This is a genomic window from Bacteroides sp. AM37-9 (assembly GCF_003603455.1).
GTDB classification, from domain to species: Bacteria; Bacteroidota; Bacteroidia; order Bacteroidales; family Bacteroidaceae; genus Bacteroides; species Bacteroides xylanisolvens.
Genome location: NZ_QTNF01000043.1, coordinates 1 through 20766, shown reverse-complemented (window position 1 = coordinate 20766; position 20766 = coordinate 1). Strand labels below are relative to the sequence as shown.

At 41.3% G+C, this 20766-nt stretch carries 19 protein-coding genes; 15 read left to right on the top strand and 4 right to left on the bottom strand.

Annotated features, from left to right (window positions below; genetic code table 11):
- Positions 1-145 precede the first annotated feature (145 nt).
- From DW862_RS22400 to miaA, 9 genes are all read left to right on the top strand, one after another.
- The gene (locus tag DW862_RS22400) at positions 146-1312 is read left to right on the top strand and encodes an AIR synthase-related protein (protein ID WP_004320904.1); all 1167 of its coding nucleotides are present in this window, start codon (positions 146-148) and stop codon (positions 1310-1312) included.
- Between the two features lie 3 nt (positions 1313-1315).
- A complete protein-coding gene (prfA, locus tag DW862_RS22395) occupies positions 1316-2428 on the top strand; it encodes a peptide chain release factor 1 (RefSeq protein ID WP_004301709.1) in 1113 nt (370 codons plus the stop codon).
- Positions 2429-2510: 82 nt separating this feature from the next.
- Positions 2511-3335: an orotidine-5'-phosphate decarboxylase gene (pyrF, locus tag DW862_RS22390; RefSeq protein ID WP_004301706.1), complete on the top strand. Its 825-nt coding sequence runs from the start codon at positions 2511-2513 to the stop codon at positions 3333-3335.
- A 30-nt stretch (positions 3336-3365) separates the two neighbouring features.
- Complete coding sequence (locus DW862_RS22385; protein ID WP_120070507.1) at positions 3366-4595, top strand: HD domain-containing protein; 1230 nt, start codon at positions 3366-3368, stop codon at positions 4593-4595.
- A gap of 82 nt (positions 4596-4677) precedes the next feature.
- Positions 4678-5718, top strand: coding sequence for a UDP-3-O-(3-hydroxymyristoyl)glucosamine N-acyltransferase (lpxD, locus tag DW862_RS22380; RefSeq protein WP_074706692.1), 1041 nt, complete (start codon positions 4678-4680; stop codon positions 5716-5718).
- An 11-nt stretch (positions 5719-5729) separates the two neighbouring features.
- Positions 5730-7115, top strand: a complete 1386-nt coding sequence (locus DW862_RS22375; protein ID WP_004301699.1) for a bifunctional UDP-3-O-[3-hydroxymyristoyl] N-acetylglucosamine deacetylase/3-hydroxyacyl-ACP dehydratase — start codon at positions 5730-5732, stop codon at positions 7113-7115.
- A gap of 18 nt (positions 7116-7133) precedes the next feature.
- On the top strand, positions 7134-7901 hold the full coding sequence (gene lpxA / locus DW862_RS22370) for an acyl-ACP--UDP-N-acetylglucosamine O-acyltransferase (RefSeq protein WP_004320906.1): 768 nt from the start codon (positions 7134-7136) through the stop codon (positions 7899-7901).
- Positions 7902-7922: 21 nt separating this feature from the next.
- The gene (locus tag DW862_RS22365) at positions 7923-8477 is read left to right on the top strand and encodes a hypothetical protein (RefSeq protein WP_004301697.1); all 555 of its coding nucleotides are present in this window, start codon (positions 7923-7925) and stop codon (positions 8475-8477) included.
- Between the two features lie 121 nt (positions 8478-8598).
- Positions 8599-9495, top strand: a complete 897-nt coding sequence (gene miaA, locus DW862_RS22360) for a tRNA (adenosine(37)-N6)-dimethylallyltransferase MiaA (RefSeq protein WP_004308534.1) — start codon at positions 8599-8601, stop codon at positions 9493-9495.
- A gap of 61 nt (positions 9496-9556) precedes the next feature.
- Here miaA and DW862_RS22355 read toward each other — a convergent pair whose 3' ends face one another.
- The gene (locus DW862_RS22355) at positions 9557-9859 is read right to left on the bottom strand and encodes a hypothetical protein (RefSeq protein ID WP_004301693.1); all 303 of its coding nucleotides are present in this window, start codon (positions 9857-9859) and stop codon (positions 9557-9559) included.
- Between the two features lie 154 nt (positions 9860-10013).
- Between DW862_RS22355 and DW862_RS22350 the strand changes: the two genes are divergently transcribed.
- The 3 genes from DW862_RS22350 (at position 10014) to DW862_RS22340 (ending at position 14254) form a co-directional block, all read left to right on the top strand.
- Positions 10014-12224 carry a S9 family peptidase gene (locus DW862_RS22350; protein WP_008645487.1) on the top strand — a complete coding sequence of 737 codons (2211 nt, stop codon included), beginning with the start codon at positions 10014-10016 and terminating at the stop codon, positions 12222-12224.
- Positions 12224-13072, top strand: a complete 849-nt coding sequence (lipA, locus tag DW862_RS22345) for a lipoyl synthase (RefSeq protein WP_120070503.1) — start codon at positions 12224-12226, stop codon at positions 13070-13072. Before DW862_RS22350 ends, lipA begins: the two co-directional genes overlap by 1 nt.
- A gap of 63 nt (positions 13073-13135) precedes the next feature.
- Positions 13136-14254 (top strand): hypothetical protein, encoded by a 1119-nt coding sequence (locus DW862_RS22340; protein ID WP_118408766.1) that lies wholly within the window; start codon positions 13136-13138, stop codon positions 14252-14254.
- On the opposite strand, the gene DW862_RS22335 is transcribed toward DW862_RS22340, so the two are convergent.
- The 3 genes from DW862_RS22335 to DW862_RS22325 all read right to left on the bottom strand — a co-directional run bounded on the left by DW862_RS22335 (position 14220) and on the right by DW862_RS22325 (position 16887).
- Complete coding sequence (locus DW862_RS22335; RefSeq protein ID WP_008645497.1) at positions 14220-14924, bottom strand: SAM-dependent methyltransferase; 705 nt, start codon at positions 14922-14924, stop codon at positions 14220-14222. The genes DW862_RS22340 and DW862_RS22335 overlap by 35 nt on opposite strands.
- A 91-nt stretch (positions 14925-15015) precedes the next feature.
- A complete protein-coding gene (locus DW862_RS22330) occupies positions 15016-16023 on the bottom strand; it encodes a gliding motility lipoprotein GldB (protein WP_120070500.1) in 1008 nt (335 codons plus the stop codon).
- A gap of 6 nt (positions 16024-16029) precedes the next feature.
- Positions 16030-16887: an enoyl-ACP reductase gene (locus DW862_RS22325; protein WP_120070497.1), complete on the bottom strand. Its 858-nt coding sequence runs from the start codon at positions 16885-16887 to the stop codon at positions 16030-16032.
- A gap of 167 nt (positions 16888-17054) precedes the next feature.
- On the opposite strand from DW862_RS22325, the gene DW862_RS22320 reads away from it, so the two are divergent.
- The 3 genes from DW862_RS22320 (at position 17055) to DW862_RS22305 (ending at position 20581) form a co-directional block, all read left to right on the top strand.
- Complete coding sequence (locus DW862_RS22320) at positions 17055-18914, top strand: phage integrase SAM-like domain-containing protein (protein ID WP_087306254.1); 1860 nt, start codon at positions 17055-17057, stop codon at positions 18912-18914.
- A 238-nt stretch (positions 18915-19152) separates the two neighbouring features.
- Positions 19153-19332: a hypothetical protein gene (locus tag DW862_RS22315; RefSeq protein ID WP_087306252.1), complete on the top strand. Its 180-nt coding sequence runs from the start codon at positions 19153-19155 to the stop codon at positions 19330-19332.
- A gap of 436 nt (positions 19333-19768) precedes the next feature.
- On the top strand, positions 19769-20581 hold the full coding sequence (locus DW862_RS22305; RefSeq protein WP_120070494.1) for a hypothetical protein: 813 nt from the start codon (positions 19769-19771) through the stop codon (positions 20579-20581).
- The last annotated feature ends 185 nt before the right edge of the window (positions 20582-20766 follow it).

Below are 20766 nucleotides of genomic sequence, written 5' to 3'. Positions count from 1 at the left end.
ACTCTTAATTTTCTATTATTCTTCTCCTTTTCAATAGAATATCCCAAAGTATAAAAGTTAATGATTAACATTTACTAGTACCTAGTTGGCTGTACCAAAAAAAAGCTGTACTTTTGCAGCCGTATACAAAATAATTCTATAACTCATGAGTAATCAACGATACATGATGCGTGGAGTAAGCGCATCAAAAGAAGATGTGCACAACGCCATCAAGAACATCGACAAAGGAATCTTCCCGAAAGCATTCTGTAAAATTATTCCCGATATATTGGGAGGTGACCCGGAATATTGCAACATTATGCATGCCGATGGTGCCGGAACCAAATCATCTCTTGCTTATATGTACTGGAAAGAAACGGGTGACTTATCCGTTTGGAAAGGTATTGCACAGGATGCATTGATTATGAATATCGACGACCTGCTTTGTGTAGGTGCCGTAGACAATATCCTTGTTTCATCTACCATTGGACGTAACAAACTGTTGATTCCCGGAGAAGTAATCTCCGCCATCATCAACGGAACAGACGAATTGCTGGCCGAACTCCGTGAAATGGGTGTAGGCGTATATGCAACCGGTGGTGAAACTGCAGATGTCGGCGATTTGGTACGTACCATCATCGTTGACTCTACCGTAACTTGCCGTATGAAACGTTCAGACGTTATCGACAATGCCAATATTCGCCCGGGTGACGTAATCGTTGGGTTGGCTTCTTACGGACAAGCTACTTACGAAAAAGAATATAATGGCGGTATGGGTAGCAACGGTTTGACGAGTGCCCGTCACGACGTATTCGGCAAATATCTTGCTGAAAAATATCCGGAAAGCTATGATGCTGCAGTTCCTGAAGAGTTAGTTTATTCCGGTAAGTTAAAACTAACAGACAGCGTGGAAGATTCTCCAATTGATGCAGGTAAGTTAGTACTCTCTCCTACCCGTACATACGCACCGGTAGTCAAAAAATTACTTGATGCATTGCGCCCGGAAATCCACGGAATGGTACACTGCTCCGGTGGTGCACAAACTAAAGTTCTGCATTTTGTAGAAAACGTTCGTGTAGTAAAAGATAATCTTTTCCCTGTTCCTCCTTTATTCAAAACGATCCAAGAACAAAGCGGTACGGACTGGGCAGAAATGTACAAGGTATTCAATATGGGACATCGCCTCGAAGTCTACCTGTCACCGGAACATGCAGAAGAAGTAATAGCTATTTCCGAGTCATTCGGTATTCCGGCACAGATTGTAGGACGTGTTGAAGCATGCGAGCAAACAGAATTAATCATTAAGAGCGAATTCGGAGAATTTAGATATTAAAGAATGGCAGACAATAGTACCATACTAGAAAAATTAGACGGACTCGTAGCCCGTTTTGAAGAAATATCTACCCTTATCACAGACCCGGCAGTGATTGCCGACCAGAAACGTTATGTCAAGTTGACTAAAGAATATAAGGAATTAGACGACTTGATGAAAGCAAGGAAAGAATATATCCAATTACTGGGTAATATTGAAGAAGCTAAAAATATCCTTGCCAATGAATCGGACGCTGAAATGCGCGAAATGGCGAAAGAAGAAATGGACAATAGTCAAGAGCGACTCCCGGTGTTGGAAGAAGAAATCAAACTGATGCTTGTTCCTGCCGACCCGCAAGACAGCAAGAACGCTATTCTCGAAATCCGCGGAGGTGCAGGAGGCGACGAAGCTGCTATCTTTGCCGGTGACCTCTTCCGTATGTATGCCAAATTCTGTGAAACCAAAGGTTGGAAAATGGAAGTCTCCAATGCGAACGAAGGAACAGCCGGCGGATTCAAAGAAATTGTTTGTAGTGTGACAGGCGATAATGTATACGGAATTTTAAAATACGAATCGGGAGTACACCGCGTACAGCGTGTTCCTGCTACGGAAACGCAAGGACGTGTTCACACTTCAGCCGCATCCGTGGCCGTGCTTCCTGAAGCAGAAGAGTTCGATGTAGTCATCAACGAAGGAGAAATCAAATGGGACACTTTCCGAAGCGGTGGTGCCGGCGGACAGAATGTAAACAAGGTAGAATCCGGAGTACGTTTGCGCTATATCTGGAAGAACCCGAACACCGGTATTGCCGAAGAAATCCTTATCGAATGTACCGAGACACGCGACCAGCCGAAAAACAAAGAACGCGCCTTGGCCCGTCTCCGTACTTTTATCTACGACAAAGAACATCAGAAATATATCGATGACATTGCCTCCAAACGTAAGACAATGGTATCTACCGGAGACCGTTCAGCCAAAATACGAACTTACAACTATCCTCAAGGACGTATCACCGACCACCGCATCAACTATACAATCTATAACCTGGCAGCCTTCATGGACGGAGACATTCAGGATTGTATCGACCATCTGATCGTAGCGGAAAATGCGGAACGCCTGAAAGAAAGCGAACTTTAGAGAAGTGGAGAGTTGAGAATTGAGAGTTGAGAACGGGTTCTTAAAATAGTAAATAGTAAATTGCAAAATAGTAAATAACAAGATGGATAAGCAACAATTATTTGAAAACATAAAGCGCAAAAAATCATTCCTTTGTGTAGGACTTGATACTGACATCAAGAAAATCCCGGAACATCTGTTGAAAGAAGAAGATCCGATCTTTGCATTCAACAAAGCAATCATTGACGCGACAGCTGATTTGTGTATCGCCTACAAACCCAATCTGGCTTTCTATGAAAGCATGGGTGTAAAAGGATGGATCGCATTTGAAAAGACAGTAAAATATATCAAAGATAACTATCCGGATCAATTCATCATTGCTGACGCAAAGCGTGGTGACATCGGAAATACTTCTGCAATGTATGCCCGCACATTCTTTGAAGAATTGGATATCGACTCTGTAACAGTAGCCCCCTACATGGGTGAAGACAGCGTTACTCCGTTCCTTACCTACGAAGGCAAATGGGTGATCCTGTTGGCATTGACTTCCAACAAAGGATCTCATGACTTCCAATTGACAGAAGACGTAAACGGTGAACGTCTGTTCGAGAAAGTATTACGCAAATCACAGGAATGGGCTGGCGATGACCGCATGATGTATGTGGTAGGTGCTACTCAAGGACGTGCTTTTGAGGACATCCGCAAGATTGTCCCGAACCATTTCCTTCTCGTACCAGGCGTGGGAGCACAAGGCGGTTCACTCGAAGAAGTTTGCAAATATGGTATGAACAGTACATGCGGATTGATTGTTAACTCGTCGCGTGGTATTATCTACGTAGATAAAACAGAGAAATTTGCAGAAGCTGCCCGCACCGCCGCACAAGAAGTGCAAGCACAAATGGCTGAACAACTCAAAGCAATTCTCTGAAAAGGGAAAAAGGATCTCTAAAGAAAACGAATGCCTTACGAAAGAAAGATAATTAACGACCCCGTATTCGGGTTCATCAATATTCCAAAGGGGTTACTGTACGATATAGTACGGCATCCCCTTTTGCAGCGTCTTACCCGCATCAAGCAAGTAGGATTATCATCTGTTGTGTACCCCGGTGCACAACACACCCGCTTCCAACACTCCTTAGGTGCTTTTCACCTGATGAGTGAAGCTATCACCCAACTGGCCTCCAAAGGCAATTTTATCTTTGATAGTGAAGCGGAGGCCGTGCAGGCTGCCATCCTGTTGCATGATATAGGACACGGCCCTTTCTCGCATGTACTGGAAGACACGATTGTAAAAGGAGTCTCGCACGAAGAGATTTCTCTTATGTTGATGGAACGGATGAATAAAGAGATGAACGGCCAGCTGAGTCTTGCCATTCAAATCTTCAAGGACGAATACCCGAAACGCTTTCTGCATCAACTCGTAAGCGGTCAGTTGGATATGGACCGGCTTGATTATCTTCGCCGCGACAGCTTTTATACAGGCGTAACAGAAGGTAACATCGGCTCCGCCCGAATCATCAAAATGCTTGATGTAGCGGATGACCGACTGGTTGTCGAATCCAAAGGGATCTATTCTATCGAGAATTTCCTCACGGCACGTCGCCTGATGTACTGGCAAGTATACCTGCATAAGACGTCCGTGGCATACGAAAAGATGCTGATTAGTACTCTATTGCGTGCCAAAGAACTGGCTTCACAAGGAGTGGAACTGTTTGCATCTCCTGCATTACGTTTTTTCCTTTACAATGATATCAATCCAACGGAATTCTATAACAACCCCGACTGTCTGGAGAATTTTATCCAGCTGGACGACAATGATATATGGACAGCCTTGAAAGTGTGGAGCACCCACACAGATAAGGTACTTTCCACTTTAAGCACGGGAATGATAAACCGAAATATCTTTAAAGTGGAAATTTCGTCGGAACCTATTAGTGAGGACAGAAAAAAAGAATTAACTTTGCACATCAGCCAGCAACTAGGCATACCCCTTTCCGAAGCGAACTATTTTGTCTCTACCCCCAGCATCGAAAAGAATATGTATAACCCGGCAGATGACAGTATTGATATTATCTACAAAGACGGCACTATCAAAAATATTGCCGAAGCATCGGACATGCTGAACATCTCATTATTGTCCAAAAAGGTAAAGAAATACTATCTCTGCTATCAGAGATTACACAGATAAGTATAAAATATTCATGCAATAACACGGAAATCTGAAAAAAAAATCCGTTATTTGTGAACTAATTAAATTTTAAATAAAAGACATGGAGTTCTCGGCTAAGCAAATTGCAGCATTTATCCAAGGGGAAATCATTGGAGACGAAAACGCTACGGTACACACATTCGCTAAAATTGAAGAGGGAATGCCCGGAGCAATTTCTTTCCTGTCAAATCCCAAATATACACCTTACATCTACGAAACACAATCAAGCATTGTCTTGGTTAATAAGGACTTCACTCCCGAACACGAAATTAAAGCTACTCTTATCAAAGTAGACAATGCATACGAAAGTCTGGCTAAATTGCTCAATCTTTATGAGATGAGCAAGCCCAAGAAACAAGGGATAGATTCATTAGCTTTCGTTGCACCCAGCGCCAAAATTGGTGAGAATGTATACATCGGTGCTTTTGCCTATATCGGTGAAAATACCGTGATTGGAGATAATACTCAAATTTACCCCCACACTTTCGTTGGAGACGGCGTGAAGATAGGCAACAGTTGCCTGCTTTACTCCAATGTAAATGTTTATCATGATTGCCGCATAGGTAACGAATGTATCCTGCACTCGGGTGCAGTGATTGGAGCTGACGGATTTGGTTTTGCTCCCACTCCGAATGGATACGATAAGATTCCGCAAATCGGAATTGTTATTCTGGAAGATAAAGTAGATATAGGTGCTAATACTTGTGTAGACCGTGCTACAATGGGAGCTACGGTAGTGCATAGTGGTGTCAAATTAGACAATCTGATACAAATAGCACATAATGATGAAATAGGTTCACATACCGTAATGGCTGCACAAGCCGGAATTGCCGGTTCTACCAAAATTGGTGAATGGTGTATGATCGGAGGTCAGGTAGGTATTGCAGGACATTCCAAAATAGGAGACAAAGTTGGTTTAGGTGCACAGTCAGGTGTACCCGGAGACATTAAATCCGGTAGCCAGCTTATCGGAACTCCTCCTATGGAACTGAAGCAATACTTCAAAGCATCCGTCGCACAAAGAAGCTTACCGGATATGCAGAAAGAATTGCGTAATTTGCGCAAAGAAATAGAAGAATTAAAACAACTATTAAATAAGTAAATAAGTAACCAATGCTGAAACAAAAAACGCTGAAAGATAGCTTTTCACTGAGCGGGAAAGGTCTTCACACTGGACTTGATCTCACTGTAACATTTAATCCTGCTCCGGACAATCACGGATATAAAATCCAACGCATTGACGTAGAAGGACAACCAACTATCGACGCAGTAGCCGACAATGTAACAGAAACCACCCGTGGTACTGTATTGTCGAAAAATGGAGTCAAAGTAAGCACCATTGAACATGGTATGGCAGCCCTTTACGCATTGGGCATTGATAACTGCCTGATCCAAGTTAATGGACCGGAATTTCCTATTTTAGATGGTAGTGCACAATATTACGTACAAGAAATAGAACGTGTAGGAACAGTAGAACAAAATGCCGTCAAAGACTTTTATATTATCAAGTCTAAAATTGAGTTCCGGGATGAAACGACTGGTTCTTCTATCATTGTACTACCTGACGAGAATTTCAGTCTGAATGTACTGGTTTCTTACGATTCGACTATTATCCCGAATCAGTTTGCTACCCTTGAAGATATGCATAATTTCAAAGACGAAGTGGCTGCCAGCCGTACTTTCGTCTTTGTTCGTGAAATAGAGCCGTTGCTCTCCGCCGGATTGATTAAAGGTGGCGACCTGGACAATGCGATCGTAATCTACGAACGCAAGATGTCACAGGAAAGCTTCGATAAGTTGGCAGATGTGATGGGAGTACCTCACATGGATGCCGATCAGTTAGGCTATATCAATCACAAACCGTTAGTTTGGCCCAATGAATGTGCCCGTCACAAACTGCTTGATGTCATTGGTGACCTCGCTCTAATTGGAAAACCGATTAAAGGCCGTATCATCGCTACCCGTCCGGGACACACCATCAACAATAAATTTGCCCGCCAGATGCGGAAAGAAATCCGTCTGCACGAAATACAGGCACCAAGTTACGACTGTAACCGTGAACCAATAATGGATGTAAACCGTATCCGCGAATTGTTACCGCACCGCTATCCTTTCCAACTGGTGGACAAAGTGATTGAAATTGGTGCCAACTACATTGTAGGTATTAAAAATATCACAGCCAACGAACCTTTCTTCCAGGGACATTTTCCACAGGAGCCCGTTATGCCGGGAGTACTTCAAGTGGAAGCAATGGCACAAGTCGGAGGCTTGCTCGTCTTGAATTCCGTAGATGATCCTGAACGTTATTCTACCTATTTCATGAAAATAGATGGAGTGAAATTCCGTCAGAAAGTAGTGCCGGGAGATACAATCATCTTTCGTGTAGAACTGCTGGCACCTATCCGCCGTGGCATTTCTACCATGAAAGGATATGCGTTTGTCGGCGAGAAAGTTGTTTGCGAAGCAGAATTCATGGCACAAATAGTAAAAAATAAGTAATAATTGATATTTAAAAGCATGATAAGTCCTTTAGCGTATATCCATCCCGAAGCTAAGATCGGAGAAAATGTAGAAATTGCGCCTTTTGTATTTATAGATAAGAACGTAGTTATCGGCGACAACAATAAAATTATGGCTAACGCCAATATTTTATACGGTTCACGTATTGGTAACGGAAACACGATTTTTCCGGGTGCCGTTATCGGAGCCATTCCGCAGGACCTCAAGTTTCGCGGTGAAGAATCGACAGCCGAAATCGGAGATAATAATCTGATTCGTGAAAATGTAACAATCAACCGTGGTACGGCAGCTAAAGGGCGCACGATTGTGGGAAATAACAATTTATTGATGGAAGGTGTACACGTAGCACACGACGCATTGGTTGGTAACGGATGTATCATCGGTAACTCTACCAAGATGGCAGGCGAAATCGTCATTGATGATAACGCGATTGTCAGCGCCAATGTATTGATGCATCAATTCTGTCATGTAGGCAGTCATGTAATGATTCAGGGCGGATGCCGTTTCAGTAAAGATATTCCTCCTTACATCATTGCAGGACGCGAACCGATCGCTTTCAGCGGAATCAATATCATCGGCTTGCGCCGTCGTGGCTTCTCCAATGAAGTGATCGAAAGTATTCACAATGCATATCGTATCATCTACCAAAGTGGTTTGAACACGACAGAAGCATTGAAAAAAATAGAAGATGAATTCGAAAAGAGCCCGGAGATTGACTATATAGTCAATTTTATCCGTAATTCAGAACGTGGTATTATTAAATAAACAGTTCAAAATAGTCATATTATGATATACAGATTTACTATCATATCTGATGAAGTTGACGATTTTGTCAGAGAAATACAAATTGATCCGGAAGCAACTTTTTATGACTTCCATGAAGCAATACTGAAATCAGTAGGGTACGCAAACGACCAGATGACTTCTTTCTTTATCTGCGATGACGACTGGGAAAAAGAAAAAGAAGTAACCCTGGAAGAAATGGACGACAATCCGGAAATGGATAGCTGGGTAATGAAAGAAACTACTATCAGCGAACTGGTAGAAGATGAAAAACAAAAACTGTTATATGTATTCGATTACATGACAGAACGTTGTTTCTTCATCGAACTATCCGAAATTATCACCGGAAAAGATATGAATGGTGCCAAATGTACCAAGAAATCAGGAGATGCTCCCAAACAAACGGTAGACTTTGAAGAAATGACCGCTACCGGAGGTTCTCTTGATCTGGATGAAAACTTCTATGGAGACCAGGACTTCGACATGGAAGACTTCGATCAGGAAGGATTTGACATAGGTGGTGACACTAGCAGCCCATACGAAGAAGAAAAATTCTAAGTATTAAGCATCAAGTATTAGGTATTAATTGCTATGTAGTGTCAGGCAGTTAATACCTAATATTTTTTTAGTCCCGTACGCTTTAATACTTAATACTTCTATACTTAATACTTAAAAATCTATGCCTACTCTCATTGTTCTTATAGGTCCTACAGGTGTGGGGAAAACAGAGTTGAGCCTGCGCTTGGCAGAAACATTTCAGACAAGCATTGTATCTGCCGATTCGAGACAGCTTTATGCCGAATTAAAAATAGGTACGGCAGCTCCGACTCCCGATCAACTTAAACGTGTCCCCCATCAACTGGTCGGCACGCTCCACCTCACAGACTATTACAGCGCTGCCCAATACGAAACAGAAGCACTGGAAATTCTGGAGAAATTATTCACGCAACACGAAGTCGTGATTCTCACTGGTGGCTCAATGATGTATGTAGACGCTATCTGTAAGGGAATTGACGATATTCCTACCGTTGATGCGGAAACCCGTCAACTCATGTTACAAAAGTATGAAGAGGAAGGCCTTGAACAACTCTGCGCAGAACTTCGCTTGTTAGATCCGGAATATTACCGGATTGTAGACCTAAAGAATCCCAAGCGGGTGATTCATGCGTTGGAGATTTGCTATATGACCGGACGCACTTATACTTCTTTTCGCACCCAACAAAAAAAACAGCGTCCTTTCCGTATTCTGAAAGTCGGCCTGACTCGTGATCGGGAAGAACTTTATGACCGTATCAACCGTCGGGTAGACCAGATGATGGAGGAAGGATTATTGGAAGAAGTACGTTCCGTACTTCCCTATCGTCACCTCAATTCACTCAATACAGTAGGCTATAAAGAACTGTTCAAATATCTGGACGGAGAATGGGAACTCTCCTTTGCTATAGACAAAATCAAGCAAAACTCCCGCATTTATTCGCGTAAACAGATGACCTGGTTCAAAAGAGATGAAGAAATAAAATGGTTCCACCCGGAACAAGAAACGGAGATACTAGCGTACCTCCGTCAATCTTTATAATTATAGTTAAGAAGAAGAGTCCACTATTAAACACCTATGGAACAAAACATTTACATCTCTTTTAACTCCACAGTTTATTGACAATAAAGTTGCCGATAAAGAACAAGTCGCCCATAAAAATAATGCTGAATACTAGGAAAGTGAAACAAGTACTCCACCGGGCTCCTCCCTCCTCTTCGCCACGTTTGATACGAAGCAGGGAACTATGTAAACAATCACCTGCTATGAACAGTACAAACAAACTCGGTATCAAGTCACCCCATGACACCAACCACAGATTATCACCCTTTCCCATCAGGAACGTCAATGCCACGGCCAATAAGAAGACAGAAGCATATTGCAAGTCTTTTCTTTTTGAATTCATAGTGGTAATGTTTAAAGTCCTTTTCACAAAGATATTGAATCTCACCCAATAATCCTTATCAAATCTATATAAAAATCGGTCAGGCTTTGTTGAATCTAAGTTTATTGTTACTTTTGCAAGTACGAATTAAAACCAAAACCGATTATAAACGCAGATGAAAAAGATCAGCATCACTTTATTACTCTGCCTTCTCTGTCTGACCGGAATGGCACAAGGACAAAAGGCACTCGATTTAAAAGATATTACCTCCGGACGTTTCCGCCCGGAAAATATTCAGGGAGTAATCCCTATGCCTGATGGCGAACACTACACACAGATGAACGCTGACGGCACGCAAATCATTAAATACTCTTTCAAGACAGGCGAGAAAGTAGAAGTGATTTTCGATGTAAATACCACACGCGAATGTGACTTCAAGAACTTCGACAGTTACCAATTCTCGCCCGACGGTCAGAAATTGCTGATTGCTACTAAAACAACACCTATTTACAGGCATTCATACACAGCTGTACATTACATTTACCCTTTGAAACGAAATGATAAGGGCGTTACGACAAACAACATTATTGAACGGCTGTCTGACGGTGGACCTCAACAGGTCCCCGTCTTTTCTCCGGACGGTACCATGATTGCATTTGTACGCAACAATAACATATTTCTTGTTAAGTTGCTTTACGGCAACAGCGAAAGCCAGGTCACAGAAGATGGCAAACAGAATTCGGTAATCAACGGTATTCCTGACTGGGTGTATGAAGAAGAGTTCGGCTTCGACCGTGCTTTGGAATTCAGCGCCGACAATACGCTGATTGCTTTTATCCGTTTCGACGAGTCGGAAGTTCCCTCCTACTCTTTCCCGGTATTTGCCGGACAAGCACCCCGCATTGATGCTTTAAAAGATTATCCGGGCGAATATACATACAAGTATCCGAAAGCCGGATATCCGAATTCGAAAGTAGAGGTACGCACGTATGACATCAAATCACATGTTACCCGTACAATGAAACTCCCATTGGATGCAGACGGATATATTCCGCGTATCCGTTTCACAAAGGATGCCAATAAACTGGCTATCATGACATTGAACCGCCATCAAGACCGTTTTGACCTTTACTTTGCCGATCCTCGTTCCACACTTTGCAAACTTATACTTCGTGATGAGTCTCCTTATTATATCAAGGAGAATATTTTCGATAATATCCAGTTCTATCCGGAATATTTCAGTCTACTTAGCGAACGTGACGGTTACAGTCACCTCTATTGGTATAGCATGGGGGGTAATCTGATTAAAAAAGTTACTAACGGTAAGTTTGAGGTGAAAGATTTTCTGGGATATGATGAAGAAGACGGTTCTTTCTATTACACCAGCAATGAAGAAAGCCCTCTGCGCAAAGCTGTCTATAAAATAGACAAGAAAGGCAAGAAGCTCAAACTATCCCAACAGGTAGGAACCAATACACCGCTCTTCAGCAAATCAATGAAGTATTACATGAACAAGTTCTCCAACTTGAATACTCCGATGCTGGTTACACTGAATGATAATTCGGGCAAAACACTCAAAACGCTTATTACCAATGACGGATTGAAACAAACATTGTCCGGATATGCTGTGCCACAAAAAGAGTTCTTCACTTTCCAAACCACAGATGGCGTGAAGTTGAACGGCTGGATGATGAAACCGGTTAATTTTTCCGCATCTAAAAAATATCCGGTACTGATGTATCAATATAGCGGTCCGGGCTCTCAACAAGTATTGGATACCTGGGGAATCAGTTGGGAGACATACATGGCAAGCCTCGGTTATATCGTGGTATGCGTGGACGGTCGCGGCACAGGAGGTCGTGGAGAAGCTTTTGAGAAATGCACTTATCTGAAAATCGGAGTCAAAGAAGCCAAAGATCAGGTAGAGACTGCCTTGTATCTCGGCAAACAGCCATACGTGGATAAAGATCGCATCGGTATCTGGGGCTGGAGCTACGGCGGATACATGACTCTCATGAGTATGAGCGAAGGAACTCCCGTATTCAAAGCAGGAGTAGCAGTGGCTGCACCCACTGACTGGCGTTTCTATGATACGATTTACACCGAACGCTTCATGCGTACTCCGAAAGAGAATGCGGAAGGATATAAGGAATCATCAGCCTTCACCCGCGCTGACAAACTACATGGAAACTTGTTGTTGGTGCATGGCATGGCAGACGACAATGTGCACTTCCAAAACTGTGCAGAATATGCCGAACAATTGGTTCAACTTGGAAAACAATTTGATATGCAAGTGTACACGAACCGCAATCACGGAATATATGGTGGCAATACCCGCCAACATCTATACACACGGTTGACCAACTTTTTCTTGAATAACTTATAATGACGGACAGAGTACGTAAGCCCGAATGGCTGAAAATTAATATCGGTGCCAACGAACGATACACCGAAACCAAACGGATTGTCGACTCCCACTGCTTGCATACTATATGCAGCAGTGGGCGTTGCCCTAATATGGGAGAATGCTGGGGAAAAGGAACTGCCACCTTTATGATCGGTGGTGACATCTGTACGCGCAGTTGCAAATTCTGCAACACACAAACCGGCCGCCCGCACCCGCTAGACATAAACGAACCTACCCATGTAGCAGAATCTATCGCACTGATGAAGCTGGATCATGCTGTCATCACTTCCGTAAACCGGGATGATCTGCCGGATTTGGGAGCCGAACATTGGGCACGTACCATCCGAGAAATCAAAAGACTGAATCCACAGACAACAATCGAAGTGCTCATTCCTGATTTTCAAGGCAGGATGGAGTTGGTAGATTTGGTAATCGAAGCCCGTCCCGACATTATTTCACACAATATGGAAACCGTACGCCGCATTAGCCCGTTAGTACGCAGCGCGGCAAATTATGATACAAGTTTGCAAGTCATCAGACACATTTCCGAAAAGGGAGTTAAATCTAAAAGCGGTATTATGGTCGGACTGGGTGAGACCCCGGAGGAAGTCGAAACATTGATGGATGATCTATTAACAACCGGTTGTCAGATTCTTACCATAGGCCAATACCTGCAACCGAGTCACCGGCATTATCCCGTTGCGGCATACATCACTCCGCTGCAATTTGCAAAATATAAAACTGTAGGTTTAGAGAAAGGATTCAACATCGTAGAAAGCGCTCCCCTTGTCCGCTCCTCCTACCACGCAGAGAAACATATTCGTTAGCAAACAAAACACATACACGATTTGTTTTATAGATAGAACCGACAAATAAACATAAATATAGAGATGGCTCATAAAGGAATACTTTCTTCCGCATTTAACATGTCGCTGGGTTTTATCCCCGTTATTATTTCCATTTTATTGTGTGAACTTATAACGCAAGACACGGCTATTTACATCGGTACAGGCATAGGTATTATAGGTATATACCTTTCTTATCGACGTAAAGGATTGTTAATTCCAAATTTTATCCTCTATATAGCGACCGGAGTGTTAGCACTATTATCCGTAGCAGCTCTCATTCCTGGTGATTATGTTCCCCCCGGTGCGCTTCCACTTACGCTGGAAGTCAGTATTCTCATTCCGATGTTGAGCCTTTACATGCATAAGAAAAGGTTTATCAACCACTTCTTAAAACAGATAGGTTCTTGCAACAAGCGTTTATATGCGCAGGGAGCAGAAGCAGCCGTTGTATCTGCCCGCATTGCCTTGATTTTCGGAATACTGCATTTTATTATAATCAGCATTACCATCGTTTTCCAAGACCCGTTGAGCAAGACGAGCATGTTTGTACTCTATAAAGTGTTACCCCCTGCTGTCTTTCTGATGAGTATCCTGTTCAATCAGATCGCCATCCGTTTCTTCAATCATTTAATGTCACACACGGAATATGTTCCTATTGTGAATACCAAAGGAGACGTGATCGGGAAAACACCTGCAATAGAAGCTGTTAATTACAAAAACGCATACATCAATCCGGTGATAAGAATTGCCATATCCACTCACGGAATGTTATTCCTTTGCGACAGGCCATCAACAGCCATTCTGGATAGAGGGAAAGTAGATATTCCCATGGAATGTTATCTTCGCTACGGAGAATCTCTGGAAGCAGGCGCCACTCGTTTAATCAACAATGCTTTTCCTCATGAAAAAGGTATCAAACCTGAATTCAACATCGTTTATCACTTCGAGAATGAAGTGACCAACCGTCTTATCTATCTATTCATTGTCGATATCAAAGACGATTCCATCCTTTGTACCCCCCGCTTTAAAAACAGTAAGCTGTGGAGTTTCAAACAGATAGAGGAGAACTTAGGAAAAGGCTTCTTCAGCAGTTGCTTCGAAGATGAATATGAACACCTGAAAGGCGTTATTTATATAAGAGAAAAATACAGGGAATCTTAGATAAATCGGGCACATGTCCTTTCCAGTCCTTCACTGTACGCGTCTGTATATATTCTCCTTCACAAGTAATATTGGCAGCGATACAGAGCTTTGTTTGAGGACGGCAATTCAACAAAATATCCTCCACCATCTTATGATTCCGGTAAGGCGTCTCTATGAAAAGTTGCGTTTGATTTTCAGCATACACACGCTGCTCCAATGCTTTTAGTTTCTTGGCACGTTCTCCCGGTTCAATCGGCAGATAACCGTGAAACGCAAAACTCTGTCCGTTAAAGCCGGAAGCCATCACGGAAAGGATAATGGATGAAGGTCCGACCAAAGGAACCACTTTCAGCTTTTTACGTTGTGCGATAGCAACCACATCCGCTCCCGGGTCAGCTACTGCCGGACAACCTGCTTCGGAGATAACCCCCATTGAAGCTCCACCCACCAAAGGTTGCAGATAACCGGAAATATCATCAGGAGAAGTATGCTTGTTCAACGGGTAAAATGTCAATGCATCAATATCAATCTCCCGGTCCACCTTTTTCAGGAAACGCCGGGCAGAACGAACATCTTCGACTATAAAATACCGGATACCAGAAATGATCTCCTTATTATAAGAAGGCAATACCTTTTCAATAGACGTATCACCTAACGTCACGGGCAACAAATAGAGGGCAGTTTCCACTTTTAAAATTGAGAATTAAGACTATACTTTAATATTAAAAATCAAATAAGGTTTTGAGCGAAGCTAATTAAAAATTGAAAAATGCAACAGTTTAGGAAGCCAGATAGTTGGATTCACTTAACATCACATGATAATCAGTAAATTCCAGGAGATCTTTCAGTTTCATGTCCTTATGCTTTTTCATATAAGAAGCGATGATTCTTGCTCCCATCCATGTTCCGATTAATGCCGGAGCTTGAGCACCCAACATATCGACAGCAGGGGCAGGCTTCATATAATAGCGGATCACCATCGGGTCGCGTGCATGCAGATGATCGTTGGTACAGATATAATTCCATATCTCCTTTTCATTCTCCTTACACCAGTCGTTTTCCTCCTTGGAATATCCCATCGCTTCGCCGATATCACTATATCCCAATAAGTTTTGCACGACGTAGTTGATTTTTCCGGAGTGCATCATCAAGTCAATCAAACAAGTACCCTCATGATAGTTCATTCCGTAACGGCTCAAAAGATAAAAAGCAAAACAATCCGGCACAATCCGTTCCGGACGCATCGAGCGACATTGATAATCGTAATAGAAACGCTTATAAAGAGGATAATCTTCCCCCATATATTTATCAAGACTGATCCCTAATAAAGAATCCACCAAAATAATAGATTCGTTGAAAGCAGACACTTGCGAATAGATAAACGGCACTTTCGTATCAGGCACTTCCTTCTTCAGTTTTCGGAATCCTTTGTTAAGTCCTTTTTCCACCTCATCCAGATTAGGGTACTTTGCTTCCACATCGCTAAGCAAACGGACTAAAGTCGTATCCGAATAGAATTTCTGCAGACGTTGCGAAATGGTATCATCTTTCACCGTACCGATAGACAATACATCCTCAATCAGGATTTTCGTCGGCATACGGTAGTCCATCGTCAACTTCTGCATAGCAGAAAAGCTGTTGGAGCGAACGTATTCGCTCAACAGCTTATCATATCTTAGAACAGAAATCTCCTCTTCCTTCTGCTCCGTACCCTTTCCCGTGCTTATCCCACAGGAGGTGAAAAGCATACTAATTAAAATAATAAGAAGAGAGATCCGTAGTTTCATAATCTTTTATCCGTAAATGATGTTACCATTTTCGTCCATATACTCATCGAGTCCTTTCTCATAAGTAGCCATGGCACGAAGACTCATACCTACGCTGGAGAATCCACCGTCATGGAATAAGTTTTGCATAGTCACCTTACGGGTAAGATCGGAGAACATCACGATGCAATAATCGGCACATTCGTCAGCCGTAGCGTTTCCGAGCGGAGACATACGGTTGGAGAAGTCAAACAGTTTATCCATACCTTTCACGCCCGAACCGGCAGTAGTAAATGTAGGAGACTGTGAGATAGTGTTCACACGCACGCTATGTTCGCGTCCGTAGATGTAACCGAAGCTACGTGCAATAGATTCCAGCAATGCCTTTGCATCTGCCATATCGTTGTAGCCGTAGAAAGTACGTTGTGCGGCCACGTAGCTCAAAGCAACAATAGAACCATAATCAGCAATAGCATTCATTTTTTTAGCCGACTGAATCATTTTGTGGAATGAAACAGCTGAAATATCCAATGTCTTATCCAACATTCCATAGTCAAGGTCATCGTAAGTACGTTTCTTGCGCACGTTGGGAGACATACCGATAGAGTGGAGTACAAAATCAATTTGTCCACCCAGTATATCCATGGAGGTTTTGAAGACATTTTCCAAATCTTCTACGCTGGTGGCATCTGCCGGAACAACCTGGCAATTTAATTTCTGGGCCAAAGCGTCGACTTCTCCCATACGGATAGCCATCGGAGTATTTGATAATGTAATAGTTGCACCTTCTTCTACGGCACGCTCTGCCACTTTCCAGGCAATAGACTGATCGTTCAAAGCACCGAAGATAATACCTCTTTTTCCTTTCAACAAGTTGTAACTCATATCTTTTAATAGTTAAATTTTGTGCAAAGATAGGAACTTTTTATCAGCTAGCCAAAGTTTGTTTCAATATATTGTGTAAGGGGTTACAATACGGACATACCTTCTAAAATATCTCATTAATAACCAAATGTAATAACCGATTTTAATAACACTTGGTAATAACAAAGATGAGTGAACAGGTATTTTTAGATTTCAGTTTAAATTTCAATTTGCGGCAGACAAAGAAGAATATGCCAACCATTATTTACGCTCTGTTTACCTTTAGAGGGAGACAGTACAAGGTCAATATTGGCGCCAAGGTTTATCCAACGCAATGGAATAAGCGGAAGCAGATAGCCACTATCAGCAACGGGCAAACAAGGCTGGATAATCGCAATAATGAGATAGTCAATAAAAAAATAAGGTCGCTTCTTGCTATCTTTGAAGAGAAGAAGAATTATCTTTGTGAGAACTTAGAAAGGATAGACTTCCTCTTTGAAGAAATGAGGCAAGCTATTAATCCTAATCTTAAAACTCGTTATACAATTATGAAAGATAACAACCAATTATCTGCAACACTTATCTTAAGTCAGATGGCAGAAAAGAATATTCTTTCAGAGAATAGTCGAAAGATATATTTGGGATATGTAACGGCATTTAAAGAGTATTTGGAAGCCAAAGGTATAAGCAACAGTTTATCTGCCATAAATACAGATGTACTGGAAGATTATCAACAATTTCTACTGGAAAGGAATCCTGTGAAAATAAAAACTCTCCTTAACAAAGTCAAGGGGATTGTAACGTTAATCAACCATGCCAATAAGGATAAAGCTATCAAAGCAAACATAAACACCAATGGCATAACATATCTGGAAGACAAGCGGAGCAAGGAGCAGAAGAAAAGCAAACAAGTTCCATTAACAGAAGAACAATTATTAGCCATATATAATTATGCAGATTTAAGACCTAGAGAAGTAGAAGCTAGGGATTTGTTTATTTGTCAGTGCTTGTTAGGACAGCGTATTTCAGATTTGCCTAAAATATTTAAGGGAGAATATACGATTACAAAGCTAGAGGACGGTAATGAAGTGATTTCATTTATAGTTCAAAAGACCACAGAAGAGGCTACATTGTATCTCTTTCCTGTAGTGAAAGAAATATTAGAGAGGTACAAAGAAACAGGTTTTAAGTATATAGATTTGCTTACAGAAGATGAAAGGATAGTCAAGAAGAATGAAGCTAAGCTGAATAGAACAATTAAACAGGTATGTGAGAAGGCGGGACTGGATAGCGATATAAACTATGTTGAACAAATAGGCAGTAATATAACTAAAAAGAGAAAGAAACTATTTGAGTTAATTCATACTCAAACAGCAAGACATACTTTTATCACTTTGATGTGTCGTTTGGGTATACCTAAAGAAGATGTTATAATAGCAACTGCGCATACAGATACCACAATGATAGACGATGTTTATTTGCACGAAACTGTAAATGACAAAGGGACAAGGCTCATTAATTCTTTAAAGAAAATCAAAGGTAGTACATTATTCAAGATTGAAGAGGCAAACAACATGGTAGATACTACTATGAATGAAGAAGAAACGGTTAAGAAACCAATTTCAACTGCAAGCGTAACTAATAATATAACCTTCGATACTTTGCTAGACACTCAATTTTTTGCGTCTAAAATCAATAAGGCTGTTAAACTACAATCACAGGTAGGTCATTTGAAAAATGGGAAACTGTGTAGCTATGACAATGAAATCACATCCCTTATAAGCGAGATAGAAAAATTCTCCCAATCTTCCACTTCTGATTCTGATGTGGCAAAACAATATGTGAAACAGTTATCTGTTGGGAAGCAGTCAGATTTGTATGACAGTTTTAGAGAAATGATTATCAAGTGCGTTAAGATTGGTATCAGTAAGGATGCAATTATGCAGTTTATCAATAAGGCTTTGGAAATAAGCTTGTTGGATAAGGAAAGATTCACCAATATAAAAGAAATCACTACAGCCTTATTGGATAAAAGAAACAAGGGCTGACGAGCTTTTTAGGAAATCAAGGCTTCTGGTAAGCCTGAACATCATATTCTCCCCGAACAGCTACAGCTATGGGGAGAATTTTTGCTTTATCGCATCCTCAACTCAAATATTCCACAATTTCGACTTGTCGTTTGGTGATGCGGTCGGGACTTTATACCTTTGCAACGTGATTGAAAGTCAGAAATGACCGAGTTCCTCATCACCCAGATTCACCACTACAAACCTAAATCTACTCCAAATGAAAGAACTGACCTACGCTGACATTCGTAAAATGGCACTGGAGCATGGCATCAAGGACACAAGGCTTCACATTGGGCTTTGGGCTACTGACCGATACGTCAAGAAGAGAAAAATGATACAAGGCAAGACTTACACAATCTATCTGCCATATCATAAGCCGGAGCAGAAACAGTTTTAAGTCCTAGACCTACTCTCAACTATTAAACAGAGTACACCATTGTCAACTAATCATCTAATTAGTATCACTATCTACTAATGTGCTTACTAATACAGCAAAGTTATGTGCTGAAGTATTGATATTACCAGATTATAAAGGTGTGCTTATTCCCCCCTTTAGCGGTGTGCTTAATCCCCTTTTGGAGCGTGCTTATTCACCCCCTGTCTACACTCCTAGATACTACACTCCATACAGCCATACCGTAAAGTTCTGACGAACTTTCAGTAGGTGGGATAAGTAGGATATATAAATCAATAATATATGTGGCATTATAATAATAATTTATATGAGAAACTAAGCGAACTAAGGAAAGTGAACAGACTAAGTTCCACTAAGATGAGATTCTTGTTAAAGACCAATCAGATTATTTTGATTAACCATATTGAGCGTTTGCCTTATGAAAGACACGAAACTTCCATTCAAGGAGTACACAGTTATGAGTAATAATCTGATTCAGAATCTAAACTGTTCAGATGTGTACAGGACTTATACCTTGCTATTGACAGCAGATAAAGATTCTTTGGAAACCAATACCACATTAAAACAGCTTGCAGGGTTTGTAGGGGAAGAACTGGATAATTACAAGAAGAGTAAAAGTACATTATCCTTCAATGACAAATTAAGGGCTACAGGCGAGGTTGTTATACGTGATATAGATTCTAAACGGAAGGACAGGCATTGGACTATATACAGATTCAATCAAGTAGAGCCAGGCAATTATAGAAGAATTGGCAGAGAGTTCTACGATACTTACAATACTTTAGATTTGAAGCTAAGAGGATTCATATTAAAACTATTCAGTGTAACAGAGCCGCATAGTTATGTTATCAAATTATCATCCATAAGGAAATTGAAGGAGCTTATTCACATGGGACATAGCACTATTAGTCGGTATATAGAGCAGTTAAAGGATTTGGATTTATTGGATGAAATTGGTGACTGTCTGATTCTAAAGGTCAAAGGCTTAATAATAGACCAGCCTAAAGATAAGCAAGTAAAGAAACTAATTGCCATGTTCGACCACATGATAGACTTCAACGAAGGCAATAACAAACCATTATCCAGAGAATGTATGATTTATAAGAAGTATAAGGAGAATGGATTTAAAGATGTCAAGAATATCCACGCTTTTATGAAGTCAATACAAGCAGGTACAGTAGGAAGAAAGCGACCTGTTAAGGAAGATATACCTTATGAGATTATTCTGTAGTTAGTTTGTAAGCAATAAAGCTCCAGACCATTAAACGGGTTTGGGGCTTTTTATGTATATCCCCAACTCAAAAATATAGATACTTAAAATTCATACCCCCGCCCCTTTTATTGAGGAAGTGTTTTCTATTTGGAGTTTATGCTTTGATAAAGTGAAATATTTAATCTATTAATCCCCTAAAATAA

Bases quoted from the DNA above. Each gene is read 5' to 3' on its own strand.
- pyrF (WP_004301706.1), top strand. From the start codon at position 2,511: ATGGATAAGCAACAATTATTTGAAAACATAAAGCGCAAAAAATCATTC.
- DW862_RS22385 (WP_120070507.1), top strand. From the start codon at position 3,366: ATGCCTTACGAAAGAAAGATAATTAACGACCCCGTATTCGGGTTCATC.
- DW862_RS22350 (WP_008645487.1), top strand. From the start codon at position 10,014: ATGAAAAAGATCAGCATCACTTTATTACTCTGCCTTCTCTGTCTGACC.
- DW862_RS22320 (WP_087306254.1), top strand. From the start codon at position 17,055: ATGAGTGAACAGGTATTTTTAGATTTCAGTTTAAATTTCAATTTGCGG.
- DW862_RS22325 (WP_120070497.1), bottom strand. From the start codon at position 16,887: ATGAGTTACAACTTGTTGAAAGGAAAAAGAGGTATTATCTTCGGTGCT.
- DW862_RS22330 (WP_120070500.1), bottom strand. From the start codon at position 16,023: ATGAAACTACGGATCTCTCTTCTTATTATTTTAATTAGTATGCTTTTC.
- prfA (WP_004301709.1), top strand. From the start codon at position 1,316: ATGGCAGACAATAGTACCATACTAGAAAAATTAGACGGACTCGTAGCC.
- lipA (WP_120070503.1), top strand. From the start codon at position 12,224: ATGACGGACAGAGTACGTAAGCCCGAATGGCTGAAAATTAATATCGGT.
- DW862_RS22340 (WP_118408766.1), top strand. From the start codon at position 13,136: ATGGCTCATAAAGGAATACTTTCTTCCGCATTTAACATGTCGCTGGGT.
- DW862_RS22365 (WP_004301697.1), top strand. From the start codon at position 7,923: ATGATATACAGATTTACTATCATATCTGATGAAGTTGACGATTTTGTC.
- DW862_RS22400 (WP_004320904.1), top strand. From the start codon at position 146: ATGAGTAATCAACGATACATGATGCGTGGAGTAAGCGCATCAAAAGAA.
- lpxA (WP_004320906.1), top strand. From the start codon at position 7,134: ATGATAAGTCCTTTAGCGTATATCCATCCCGAAGCTAAGATCGGAGAA.
- lpxD (WP_074706692.1), top strand. From the start codon at position 4,678: ATGGAGTTCTCGGCTAAGCAAATTGCAGCATTTATCCAAGGGGAAATC.
- DW862_RS22305 (WP_120070494.1), top strand. From the start codon at position 19,769: ATGAAAGACACGAAACTTCCATTCAAGGAGTACACAGTTATGAGTAAT.
- DW862_RS22375 (WP_004301699.1), top strand. From the start codon at position 5,730: ATGCTGAAACAAAAAACGCTGAAAGATAGCTTTTCACTGAGCGGGAAA.
- DW862_RS22315 (WP_087306252.1), top strand. From the start codon at position 19,153: ATGAAAGAACTGACCTACGCTGACATTCGTAAAATGGCACTGGAGCAT.
- miaA (WP_004308534.1), top strand. From the start codon at position 8,599: ATGCCTACTCTCATTGTTCTTATAGGTCCTACAGGTGTGGGGAAAACA.
- DW862_RS22355 (WP_004301693.1), bottom strand. From the start codon at position 9,859: ATGAATTCAAAAAGAAAAGACTTGCAATATGCTTCTGTCTTCTTATTG.